The sequence below is a fragment of the Anaerolineae bacterium genome, from assembly GCA_014360855.1.
Classification (GTDB): Bacteria; Chloroflexota; Anaerolineae; order JACIWP01; family JACIWP01; genus JACIWP01.
This window is the reverse complement of the sequence record JACIWP010000083.1, coordinates 1-11541: the sequence shown is the minus strand read 5'-3', so window position 1 is coordinate 11541 and position 11541 is coordinate 1. Positions and strand designations below refer to the sequence as shown.

The following is an 11541-nucleotide window of genomic DNA, read 5'->3' as shown; positions in this document are numbered from 1 at the left end:
TGATATGCAGCGCGCCCGGTTACGGCCTCGATGCGGCGCTTGCCGGCCCCAATGCTTTCCTCCGAGACGATATGGAAGAAGCCGATCTGGCTGGTGCGCTGGACATGAGTGCCGCCGCACAGCTCCTGACTGATCAGCCGGTCGCCGGCGCTCACCTTGATAACCCGCACCCGTTCGCCGTATTTCTCATCGAACAAGGCAATGGCCCCCTGTTTCAGGGCCGACTGATAGTCCGTCCACTCCACCTGCACCGGATAATCCGCCAGGATGGCCTCGTTGACGCGGCGCTCGACTTCCTCCAGCTCCCGCTTGGTCAGCATACCGGGATGGGTGAAGTCAAAGCGCAGGCGGTCCGGTGTGACCAGCGAGCCGGCCTGTTGGACGTGCTTGCCCAACACCTCGCGCAGCGCGCTCTGCAGGAGATGGGTAGCGGTGTGGTTGCGAGCCGCCGACATGCGCCAGTCGGGGTCGACGCCGGCCCACACGCTGTCGCCTACATGCGGCGAGCCGGATTCCACCTGGCCGATATGCACGATAAGACCAGACAAGGGCCGGCGCACATCCTTCACCCGAATCACCCATGCCGGCTGATCCGAACCCTCGCAGAAGCGCACGATGGTGCCCACATCGCTGACCTGGCCGCCGCTCTCCACATAGAACGGGGTGACCGGCAGGACCACTTCCACCTCGTCGCCGGCCGAGGCCTGGCTGACCATCTGGCCGTCTTTCAGCATGGCGACCAGCCGGGTCTCCACCGAGGTAGTCACGTCATAGACATGCTGGACACCTTCCGCCCCGAGCTGTCCCTGCTGGCGCAGATGGTCCAGCAGGCTGGCGTAGCGCTCCGCCTCGCCGGCCTCGAACCCGCCGAATTTCTGCGCGGCCCGGGCGCGCTCGCGCTGTTCCGCCATGGCCGCGGCGAAGCCAGCCTCATCCACGGTGAAGCCATACTCGCGCGCCACGTCGCGCGTCAGGTCGAGCGGGAAGCCGTAGGTATCGTACAGCTTGAAGGCCTCACTGCCGGGGATCACCGTCTGGCCTTTGGCCTGCAGGCCGGCGATCAGCTCCTCCAGCAGGTTCAGGCCAGTGGTCAATGTCTGCAGGAAGCGCGCTTCTTCGGTCTCAATCACCCGCAGGATGAAGTCCTGCCGCGCCCGCAGTTCAGTGTAATGATCCCCCATGATGTCCATCACGACCCGGGCGATCTCCGTCAGGAACGGTCCCTCGAAGCCCAACTTACGGCCGAAGCGGGCCGCCCGCCGCAGGATCAGGCGCAGGACATAGCCGCGGCCTTCGTTGCTGGGCAGGACCCCATCCCCCACCAGGAAGGTGATGGCGCGCCCATGGTCGGCGATGACGCGATAGGCCACGATCTGGCGCTCGCGCTCCTCGTCGCTGTGCCCCAACAGCTCCTGGGTGCGGCGGATGATGGGGAGGAAGAGGTCTGTCTGATAGTTCGAATCACATCCCTGCATCACCGCCGTGATGCGTTCAAGCCCCATACCGGTGTCAATGCTGGGCCGCGGCAGAGGAGTCATACTGCCGTCGGGATGCAGTTCGTACTGCATGAAAACCAGGTTCCAAAGCTCCCACCAGCGTTCGCAGTCGCTCGCCGGCCCACAGTTCGGCGAACCGCAGGTGCACTTCTCCGGCCCCCGGTCATAGACGATCTCCGAACAGGGGCCGCACGGCCCCACGTCGCCCATGCTCCAGAAGTTATCCTTCTTGCCCAACCGTGTGATCTTCTCCGCCGGCACGCCGGCGATCTCCTGCCAGAGCACGAACGCTTCCTCATCATCCTGGTAAATGGTCGGATAAAGCCGCGCCGGGTCCAACCCCAGGCGCTTGGTCAGGAATTCCCAGGCATAGGCGATAGCCTCGCGCTTGAAGTAATCGCCGAAGGAGAAGTTGCCCAGCATCTCGAAAAAGGTATGGTGTCGCGGAGACGGCCCCACGGTTTCCAGGTCGTTGTGCTTGCCGCTGACCCGCATACACTTTTGAGAGGAAGTGGCACGGGTATAGGGGCGCTTCTCGATGCCGAGGAAGACGTCCTTGAACTGGACCATGCCGGCGTTGGTGAAGAGGAGCGTCGGGTCGTTGGCCGGCACCAATGACGAACTGGGAACGATCGTATGCCCCTGCTCCGCGAAATATTCCAAAAAGGCCCTGCGAATTTCGGCGCTGGTCCACGCCTTCTTCATATTCTCTTCTCTCCAGCCTCCAAACACACCAAATGTGCGCGGAGTATCTCTCCGCGATAACGGAACGATATTCTAACACAGCGCGGCAGGGATGTCAATCATTTGAGCCGCAGGGGACGTCCCGCACAACCAGGGAGGGAGGGTATACGGTCACAGGAGGCCCATCCTGAACTATGGAATAAAAAAACGCCCTCGCGAGAAACATTTCTCGTGAGGGCGTAGGGGGTTGTTCGATTAGTAACACCCACGATGATACGGCGTCCGGGTGCGGCGCGCCCGACCACGCTCATCAAGCACCATCTGCTCGACCATCAGCAGTTCGCCAACGGTGATTTCCCGACCGCACTTGACACACACGTGCCCAGAGTTGCGCGAGCGACGAGCCTCTCGCGTTGCCACATCCGCTCCCATTTTTGCTGCCTGCGCCACGGTACATCCTCCTGATGCATGGAATGAGTCATAAGTGTTGTGCACACACAGTGCACGCCTGCTGGGCCAGCAGGCGTGCACGAGGCGCTATTTTATCGGGAACGGAATTTTTGTCAATTTTTCCTGGCCGCGATTTCCAGGAACAGTGCCCTTACCAGCGAGCGTGGTGCTCCTCCACCCACCCGATAAGGCCCCGCACGGACACGGTCTCCCCTTCATCGGTCACGACCTGGCCCTCATAGTGGCCGAACATCTGGTGCACTTCCGAAGCGATGAGAAGCAGGTTCGTGCGCGCCACGCGCTCCATGAACGGGGTAAATTCCAGGGACAGCCGGCCGTCGGGCGAGGTCATACGCCAGGGACGCATGAAATTGCGGCTGTCATATTCGAAATCCACCTGCCCCAGCTTATGGATGCGGCCCTGCAATAGGAGGGTGTTTTCCGTGGCGGCGGAGGTGTCGCCGAAGCCAAATCCCAGGTTCAACCCGAGGGTGCGGCCGTCGGGAAGGAAGCCGGAGGCGCTGGCCCAGACCCAGAAGGAGCGGTACTCCCAGACCCCGCGCCCCCAGTCCAGGTTGCCCAGGCAGTGCTGTGGGTCGAGATCGAGACGGGTTTCGCCCCACTGGATGCGGCCGGCGGCCGGCATGCAGTTCACCTTGCGGTTGTAATAGAAACGCTTGCGCCCGATGGGAATAACGATGACGGTAGATTCGTGCCCCTCCAGCATCTGCAGGGTGATGTCGGCATTCAGGTGGGCGCCGGCGAACGCCGGCCACTCCACGGACAGATGGCGGGAATCCGGTTTCGCCTGGAAGCGCAGTGCTACCCGGCCGTTGTCGAAGAAGCTTTCCCCTTCCGTGCTCTTGGGAGCAAGGTGAATACCCCGGCCGAACGGGATGGTCAGCGTCTGTTCATGGCAGGTGCGTCGTTCGAAGTCAATAATATACACGAAGGCCTGGCCGGCGTATCCCAGGTGTGCCAACGTGGCGGAGAAAAAGTGGGTGGGTGTGGTGATGCCGTAGTAATCCCAACATTTCACGCGGAAGCGCTGTAAAGGCCGCAGAACCGCGGGATAGAAACGCACATTTTCCAGGTTGGCATCCAGGATGGGCTGACGAGCCCATCCGACCTGGGTCAGATTGCCATGGGCATCGAGAAGAGGACCTGGGTGGGACAGTTCGCGCTGGTGGGATGGGTTCATTTGCTTCCTCCATGCGGTGGGACATCTGGGAAAACGGCCGACGTATCGGGCTGTCGCATCAAGTATATCGCAGGTAGGTGGGGAAGGTCAATTACCCCTGCTCCGCTCCGATTGACGCCGGCGCGTTCATTTGCTATGATTGCTGTGCAACCTACACCTCGAAGGAGTTTTATTATGAAAGCGGTCCGCCTGGTGGAGATCGGTCAGCCTTTGCAGATGCAGGAGATACCGGTGCCGGCAGTCGGCCGGCGTGATATCCTGGTGCAGGTCAAGGCCGCCGGCATCTGCCACTCTGACGTCCACTACCGCGCCGGCATATCCCCCGCCGGCCCACTCCCCCTCACCCTCGGCCATGAGGTCGCCGGCGTCGTCGCGGCAGTCGGCGAAGAGGTGACCAACGTCCGGCCGGGCGATCGCGTATGCCTCCACTATCTCATCACCTGCGGGGAATGCGAATACTGCGCGCGGGGATCAGAGCAGTTCTGCCGGCATGCTTCCATGATCGGTAAATACCGCGATGGCGGCTTCGCGGAATACATTGCCGTGCCGGCGCGGAATGTCTTCATCCTGCCCCCTGAGATATCCTTTGAGATCGGCGCCATCATGATGTGTTCCTCCGCGACATCTTTCCATGCCCTGCGCAAGGCCGGCCTGCAGGCCGGCGAACGCGTCGCCATCTTTGGCGTGGGCGGATTGGGCATGTCCGCGGTCCAGCTAGCCAGAGCCTTTGGCGCCATCGAGGTATTTGCGGTGGACATTGACCCGGCCAAGCTGGAACTGGCCAAACGCTTCGGGGCGGTCCCCATTGATAACCGCAGAGGAGATGCGGTGGAGCAGATTCGTGAACTGACCGGCGGCGCCGGCGTGGATGTGGCGGTGGAGCTGATCGGCCTGCCGGCCACCATCCGCCAGGCGATCGACGCGGTGGGCATCTTCGGCCGCGTCGTTCTGGTGGGACTGAGCGACCGCACGCTACCCATCCACCCCTACCGCGATTTCGTTCTGCGCGAGGCCCAGCTCATCGGAAGCTCTGACCACCTCGCCCAGGAGATTCCTCTTCTGCTGGAGCTGGCCCGCCGCAAGGCCCTGGACCTCTCCGCCGTCGTGACCCGCACGATTCCCCTCGATGCGGCCGCCATCAACGCGGCCATGGATGAGCTGGAACATTTCGGAAGCGGGGTTGTCCGTACGGTGGTGGTTCCCTGAAAACGAGGAACTGTCCCCTGCCGGCATGACTTGACGAACGGGGGATTTGCGGTATAGTTTGATAATGAATCATGCAGGCACTGTTTCTTCTCCACCTCACCACTGCACCGCAGGAGCGGGAAATGATCGCGTATGATTTCCTCGATACGCCGATCGGCCGGCTGGGGATCGCCGTCTCCCCCAACGGCCTCTGTCGCGTCGAACTGCGAACCGACGAAGCGCGGTTTGTCAATATCCTGCGGAAAACCTGTGGACAAGAGCCGGTGCATTCTCCCCCTGCCACAGAAGAGGTAAAGCGTCAGCTTCAGGAGTATTTTGCCGGCCAGCGCCGGCACTTCGACCTGGTGGTGGACCTGGAGCAGGTCACCCCATTCCAGCGGGATGTGCTCATCGCCTGTCTCCGCATCCCGTATGGGGAAACTCGCTCCTATGCGGACCTGGCGCGTGCCGTCGGCAGGCCCAAGGCCTTTCGCGCGGTGGGGATGACGATGGCCATGAACCCGATCCCCATCGTGATACCCTGCCACCGCGTCCTGCGCTCCGACAATGGGCTGGGCGGCTACGGCGGCGGGCTGGATATCAAGCAGTGGCTTCTCCAGCACGAAGCGGCACATCGAGAGCCGGCTTCTTGCCCGATCGAATGAACGCACAGGAGGAACATCATGCCGTTTTTCCACACCGCTGAACTCCCTGCCGTGCAGGCCGCTCCGGGCGTCACCCGCCGGGCCGTTTGGCTGAACCACGTCATGCTCACCTTCTTCGAGTTTGAGGCCGGCGCGGTGGTGCCGGAACACTCTCACCCCCATGAGCAGATCACCTATGTGATCCAGGGAGCGCTGGAATTCACCTTGGACAATGAGACGCGGGTACTGCGCGCCGGCGACGGCGCCGCCATCCCCTCGAACGTCCGCCATCGCGCCGTCGCCCTGGAACCTTCGCTGGTGCTCGACGGTTGGTCGCCTATTCGTGAGGACTACTGTTAACAGGGAAGTATGACGCGCATCATCAGCGTATTAAATTTCAAGGGCGGCACGGGTAAGACAACCACGGTCGTGAATCTGGGCATGGCGCTGGCCCTGCGCGGGTTTCGGGTGCTGGCCATAGACCTGGACCATCAGGGCAGTCTGGCCAAATGGCTGGGGGTCCCTACCCCACTGACCATGGCAGAAGTGCTCCTCGGCCAGGCTGAATGGCCGGATGCCGTTCAGCGTGCCCGCACGCGCTTCGACGTCCTGCCGTCGGACCGCCGGCTGGCTGACGCCCAGGAGACGCTCATTCAGCATCACGCCAACCCGAGCATCCTGGAAAGCCGACTGCGGGGCATCACCAGCGCCGGCTACGATTTCATCTTCCTCGACTGCGCGCCCTCCATCAACTTCCTGGCAGAGGCCGCGCTGTACTTTTCCAAAGAAGTGTTCATCCCTATCTCCATGGAATTCCTGGCGCTGGTCGGCGCGCGAGAGGTCATCATCGAAATCCTGCGGGCACGCCGGCTGTTCTCCTCCCACACCGCGCGCATCTCCCTGGTCATCCCGTCATTTTACGATGTGCGCCATGCCAAATCGCATCAAACCCTGCGCATGCTGGAGGAATACTTCCCCGGCATCGTCAGCAATCCCATCCGCGCTACCGTCCGACTTTCAGAGGCACCCGGCCACCAGCAGACCATCTTCGAGTACGATCCCAAGGGACCCGGAAGCCAGGATTTCGCCGAACTCGCGGAGAGGGTTATCCGAAATGAGCACTGACGCCGGCAAACCGCATCCCGAGCACCGTGGGCTTGGGAAAAACCCATTCGAAGGGATGGAGCCGCTCATCGAAGCCGCTCGCCAGGAAACCGGTGCGCCGCATCTGGACACGATCGAGCCGCCGGCGCCCCCCCAACCGCTCCCGTCGGACCCCATCCAGCGCGCCCAGGCCCTGGCGGCTTTGCATGCCTGCCCCTTTCTGGGACTGTTGCAAGACCCGGACATTCGCTACTTGGGCGCGGACGAAGGGCACCGCTGTTACGCCGGCCCACGACCCCGCGCCATCACCATCTCATACCAGGAGCGCCTGTGCCTGACGGACCATTATCAAGAGTGCGAGATTTTCACTCGGGCGCTCAGCCGGCGGGCCGAAACCCCTCAGGCCGGCCCTGCCCGCCGGCTCCGCGACTGGCTCACGCGCCTCTTCGGCAAAGGCTCCTGATGACCCGCTCCCCAATCTTTGCCTTTTCCCCCCGCCGCGTTTACAATAGCGGCTGAAATGCCGGCCTCCCAGCCGACATGTACCCTTTGCCCGAAAAGGTGCTCATCCTAGATGCGTGTGGCTGTCATTATCCCGACATATAACGAGCGCGAGAACCTGCCGCCGCTGGCCGGCGAGATCCTGGCGCTGGAACAGGTGGACCATCTCATCGTCGTGGACGACAACTCGCCCGATGGAACGGGCGAGCTGGCGGACGAGCTGGCAGAGAGGGACCCACGCGTCGTGGTGGTGCACCGACCCGGCAAGCAGGGGCTGGGACGAGCTTATGTCGCTGGCTTCCGCCGCGCTATGGACCTGGGCGCCGATGTCATCATCACCATGGACGCCGATTTCTCCCACCATCCTCGCTATATCCCCGCCATGCTGGAAAAGCTGGCCATGCCGTGCGATATCGTCATCGGCTCGCGCTATGTCCCTGGCGGCGGCACGCGGCACTGGGGATTAGATCGGCAGTTCCTCAGCGCCGGCGCCAATATGGTGGCGCGCCTCTCGCTGGGACTGCGCGCCCATGACTGCACGGCCGGCTTTCGCGCCTACCGCCGGCATGTCCTGGAATCCATACCACTGGACAATATCCGCTCGAACGGATACTCCTTCCTGGTCGAAATGCTCTATAGATGTCAGCAGGCCGGCTTCCGCGTCGGAGAAATCCCCATCATCTTCGAAGACCGCCAGCGAGGCCAGTCCAAGATCAGCCGTGAAGAAATCTACAAAGCGATGCTGACGGTCTTCCGGCTGGCGCTGGACCGTCTGAGCCGGATATGGCGGCGGCCGGCTGCGCGGGGGTCCACTCGGTGAGCATGACACATGGTTCAGGAGAGGCCCGGAGCAACCGTCGGCCATACCCCTGACCGCAGCGTGCAAGTGGGAAATAGGACATGAAAGCCTTTCCTCGCCGGCTCGTCACCGCCATAGGCATGGTGGTGTTTCTCGTCTGGATGGCCTTCGTCCTGGCCTCTCTATACGCTGTGCAGAAGCCCTTCACCCCGGCCACCGGCGCCGCGCTGGCCCGCACATTCTGGAGCGCGTTGGTGCCGGCCATCATCGCCCTGTGCGCGACACTCCTCGGCCAGCGCATCCTCTCCGCAATAGGCCTTCAAGCGAATTCCCGACTGGAACAGGCCCTCTATGGTCTGGGCATTGGAAGCGGCATCCTGGCCGTCCTGATATTCCTGCTTGGCGCCGCAGGTCTCCTGCAACAGACCCTGCTCCAGGCGCTGTTTGCCGCCGGCCTGGCCCTCTGCCTGGCAGAGCTGATCCGCCATCGCCCCAAGCGGCCGCGCCTGGCAGAACTGTCCCTCCCGCCATGGTGGTTGGCGGCATACCTCTTCTGGATGGCCGGCCTCACCCTGCTCGTGGCCCTGGCCCCTCCCTGGGGGTGGGACAGCCTGTTCTACCACCTAGTGGTGCCGGCAAACGCACTGGCCAGGGGGAGCTGGCCGGCCCCCGCCGGCGTCCCGCATTTCCTGTATCCCAGCCTGACGGAATCGCTGTTCACCTGGTGCATGGCGGTTGCCGGCGACCGCGCTGCGGCGCCCCTGCACGCCGTGTTCGCCCTCGGCACCGCCGGCGCGGTCTATGCCCTGACGCGCCGGCTGACAGCCGGCCGCGCCGCGTGGCTGGGCGTGGCGGTCTGGGCTTCCATGCCCATGGTGTTCGTGCTGAGCACTTGGGCCTACACGGACATGGCCCAAGCGTTTTACCTGGCAGTTGCCGCACTGGCCCTCGCGGAATGGGACAGGTCCGATGACCCACGCTGGATAGTGCTGGCCGGCGCCCTGGCCGGGTTTGCCCTGGGCGTGAAATATACGGCACTGATCGGCGCGGCCGGCCTGGGCACCTACGTCATCCTGAAACTCCTGGCCAGGAAATCCTCGCGGCAAGCCGCTGTGGCGGCGCTAACGCGCTTCGTCCTGCCGGCACTGCTCGCGGCTTCCCCATGGTACATGCGCAATGCCATACTGACCGGCAATCCGATATACCCCTTCCTGTTCGGCGGCCCAGGGTGGGACGCCTTTCGGGCGGAGTGGTACAGCCGACCGGGATCCGGCCTGGGATGGGATGTGCTCCAGCTCATCATCCTGCCCTGGACCGCCACCCTGGGCATTCGCGACATGAATTATTACGACGGCCAGACCGGGCCGATGTATTTACTGCTCTTGCCGGCGCTGATCATCTGGCTGATCGTCCCGCGCCTGCGCCGGCAACTGCCCCAGCCGGCCGGCGTGCTATTATGGTCCGCCGGCGTCCTCGCCGCCGCATGGACATTCGGTGTAATCCAGTCCCAAGCCCTCTTCCAAACCCGACTGCTCCTGCCCTGCCTCACCCTGGCGGCCCCTGTGATGGCCTTTCTCCTGGAGCGCCTGGATACGTTGATGCCCGGGACGCTTTCTGCGCGCCGGCTGACCATCACCGCGCTGGGGATCTCCATGCTCCTGAATGCCACTGCCTGGACCACCCAAACCGCCGCCGTTGACCCTCTGCCGGTCCTGGTCGGGCGGGAGACAGAACGTGCGTACCTCGAACGCAACCTCGGCGCCCATGGGGTCGCCATGCAGGAGCTGGCCGGCCTGCCGCCTGGCGCACGAGTGCTGTTCCTCTGGGAGCCGCGCACCTATTACTCGCCACTGCCGGCCTACCCCGACGCTATCCTCGACAACTGGGCGCACGCTGTACACCAATTCGGCAGTGCGCGGGACGCCGCCCAGCAGTGGCATTCCGAAGGCTATACGCACATCCTGCTGTACCGCCACGGCCTTGATTTCGTGGTGCGCACTGGCCTCGACCCGCTGACACCGTATATGCTGTCCGAACTGAAGGTACTGCTCGAGGAATACGCGGAGCGCATGGAGTTTGCCGCGGAACCGGAGTACGAGCTGTATGCCCTGCGGCCGGCCGGCGCTCCGCCTGCGACGGGATCAACACATGGACAATAAAGGCCCCCTGGCCCACGTTCCATTCCCCTGGAAGCGAGACATCCTGCTCATTGTCGCGGCATCTCTGATATTTCGGGCCGCCGCCGCCCTGCCCTTCCGCTCCCCGGGCTATATGGACGCCTTCTATTATTATGTCAATGCATGGCGCATTGCCGCCGGCCGCGGCCTGACCGAGCCATTCATCTGGAACTATCTGTCCCCGCACCTTCAGCTCCCTATGCCGGCGTTCCAATATTGGATGCCGCTGACCTCGTTCCTGATCGTGCCTTTCTTCGCCGCGTTCGGCGTCGGCTTTCGCTCCGCTCAGCTTCCCTTTATCATCCTTTCCAGCCTTCTGCCGGCGCTGGCCTACCTCATCAGCCTGCACCTCTCATCCCCTCGGCGCACCGCCTGGTTCAGCGCCGCCCTGACACTGCTCACGCCGGCATATCTCAAATTCTGGGCCACCACCGATAATTTCACCCCCTTTGCCCTGCTGGGATGCCTGGCGCTCCTGAGCGGATGGAGAGCGATCGTCACGCGCCGCCCGCGCTGGTTCTTCCTGGCCGGCCTGCTCATCGGCCTGGCACACCTCACCCGTGCCGATGCGCCCCTGCTTTTCGCCGCCATCCTGCTGACCGCTCTATTCCCTGGATCAGATTCCTCGTCCCTGCGCAAACAGCCGGGCGTCCTGCTGGCCGGCTTTTCCCTCATGGCCGCCGGCTACCTGTTGCCGCTGATCCCCTGGCTGTGGCATAACTGGCATGCCGCCGGCACCCTCTGGAACCCAGCCGGGACGCGAACACTCTTTCTCCGCAGTTATGACGAGCTGTTCAGCGCCCAGGCCCAGCTCTCCCTCGCGGCCTATCTCGAGTGGGGGTGGCGCAGTATCCTGACCTCTAAGCTCTCCGCCGGCTGGCGCAATGCGCTCACACTGATCGGCGCTATGCTGGCCTTGTATCTCGCCCCGTTTGCCGGCATCGAGCTGTGGAAGCGCCGGCACGCCTACATGACGCGCCTGGTGCTCAGCTACCTCCTCCTGCTGTATCTGGCCATGACCCTGCTCTTCACCTTCCCAGGGCCGCGCGGCAGTTTCCTGCACTCCGGCGCCGCCCTCCTGCCGTTCCTCATGGCCTACGCTCAACACGGCCTGGAGCGTGCCATCCGCTGGGCATCCCGTCGGCGCGGCTGGGAGACCGCGCAGGCGCTGAAGGTGCTGAGCGCCGGCAGCCTGCTCATCGCCGCCCTGCTCGCGCTGATGCTCACCGGCCAGGCGCTGGCCGGCGGCGGGATAGCCGGCCCCGGCTGGAACGAGGTGGGGCGCATCTATCTGGATGTG

General features: G+C 63.5%; 11 protein-coding genes. 8 read left to right on the top strand and 3 right to left on the bottom strand.

All coding sequences use genetic code 11. The features are described 5' to 3' along the window. The 3 genes from alaS to H5T60_06255 all read right to left on the bottom strand — a co-directional run. On the bottom strand, positions 1 to 2201 hold a 2201-nt coding region (gene alaS, locus H5T60_06265), incomplete at its 3' end, for an alanine--tRNA ligase (protein MBC7242032.1). A 234-nt stretch (positions 2202 to 2435) separates the two neighbouring features. After that, entirely contained in the window at positions 2436 to 2630 is a 195-nt protein-coding gene (locus H5T60_06260; protein MBC7242031.1) for a hypothetical protein, read from the bottom strand. Between the two features lie 151 nt (positions 2631 to 2781). Further along, positions 2782 to 3831 carry a DUF2804 domain-containing protein gene (locus tag H5T60_06255; protein MBC7242030.1) on the bottom strand — a complete coding sequence of 350 codons (1050 nt, stop codon included), beginning with the start codon at positions 3829 to 3831 and terminating at the stop codon, positions 2782 to 2784. A 174-nt stretch (positions 3832 to 4005) separates the two neighbouring features. Between H5T60_06255 and H5T60_06250 the strand changes: the two genes are divergently transcribed. The 8 genes from H5T60_06250 to H5T60_06215 form a co-directional block, all read left to right on the top strand. Continuing rightward, complete coding sequence (locus tag H5T60_06250) at positions 4006 to 5037, top strand: alcohol dehydrogenase catalytic domain-containing protein (protein ID MBC7242029.1); 1032 nt, start codon at positions 4006 to 4008, stop codon at positions 5035 to 5037. A 122-nt stretch (positions 5038 to 5159) separates the two neighbouring features. Further along, complete coding sequence (locus H5T60_06245) at positions 5160 to 5681, top strand: methylated-DNA--[protein]-cysteine S-methyltransferase (protein MBC7242028.1); 522 nt, start codon at positions 5160 to 5162, stop codon at positions 5679 to 5681. Between the two features lie 18 nt (positions 5682 to 5699). Further along, the gene (locus tag H5T60_06240) at positions 5700 to 6020 is read left to right on the top strand and encodes a cupin domain-containing protein (protein ID MBC7242027.1); all 321 of its coding nucleotides are present in this window, start codon (positions 5700 to 5702) and stop codon (positions 6018 to 6020) included. Positions 6021 to 6029: 9 nt separating this feature from the next. Next, positions 6030 to 6785, top strand: a complete 756-nt coding sequence (locus tag H5T60_06235; protein MBC7242026.1) for a ParA family protein — start codon at positions 6030 to 6032, stop codon at positions 6783 to 6785. Next, positions 6775 to 7227 (top strand): hypothetical protein, encoded by a 453-nt coding sequence (locus H5T60_06230; protein MBC7242025.1) that lies wholly within the window; start codon positions 6775 to 6777, stop codon positions 7225 to 7227. The genes H5T60_06235 and H5T60_06230 overlap by 11 nt, the downstream gene beginning before the upstream one ends. A gap of 111 nt (positions 7228 to 7338) precedes the next feature. Then, entirely contained in the window at positions 7339 to 8085 is a 747-nt protein-coding gene (locus tag H5T60_06225; protein MBC7242024.1) for a polyprenol monophosphomannose synthase, read from the top strand. Between the two features lie 80 nt (positions 8086 to 8165). Next, positions 8166 to 10223: a glycosyltransferase family 39 protein gene (locus tag H5T60_06220; GenBank protein MBC7242023.1), complete on the top strand. Its 2058-nt coding sequence runs from the start codon at positions 8166 to 8168 to the stop codon at positions 10221 to 10223. Beyond that, a partial coding sequence (locus H5T60_06215) for a glycosyltransferase family 39 protein (protein ID MBC7242022.1) occupies positions 10213 to 11541 on the top strand: 1329 nt, incomplete at its 3' end. The genes H5T60_06220 and H5T60_06215, both read left to right, overlap by 11 nt.

Excerpts from the sequence above, each read along its gene's own strand:
- H5T60_06225 (MBC7242024.1), top strand. The coding sequence starts at position 7,339 with ATGCGTGTGGCTGTCATTATCCCGACATATAACGAGCGCGAGAACCTG.
- H5T60_06255 (MBC7242030.1), bottom strand. The coding sequence starts at position 3,831 with ATGAACCCATCCCACCAGCGCGAACTGTCCCACCCAGGTCCTCTTCTC.
- H5T60_06230 (MBC7242025.1), top strand. The coding sequence starts at position 6,775 with ATGAGCACTGACGCCGGCAAACCGCATCCCGAGCACCGTGGGCTTGGG.
- H5T60_06250 (MBC7242029.1), top strand. The coding sequence starts at position 4,006 with ATGAAAGCGGTCCGCCTGGTGGAGATCGGTCAGCCTTTGCAGATGCAG.
- H5T60_06240 (MBC7242027.1), top strand. The coding sequence starts at position 5,700 with ATGCCGTTTTTCCACACCGCTGAACTCCCTGCCGTGCAGGCCGCTCCG.
- H5T60_06220 (MBC7242023.1), top strand. The coding sequence starts at position 8,166 with ATGAAAGCCTTTCCTCGCCGGCTCGTCACCGCCATAGGCATGGTGGTG.
- H5T60_06235 (MBC7242026.1), top strand. The coding sequence starts at position 6,030 with ATGACGCGCATCATCAGCGTATTAAATTTCAAGGGCGGCACGGGTAAG.
- H5T60_06245 (MBC7242028.1), top strand. The coding sequence starts at position 5,160 with ATGATCGCGTATGATTTCCTCGATACGCCGATCGGCCGGCTGGGGATC.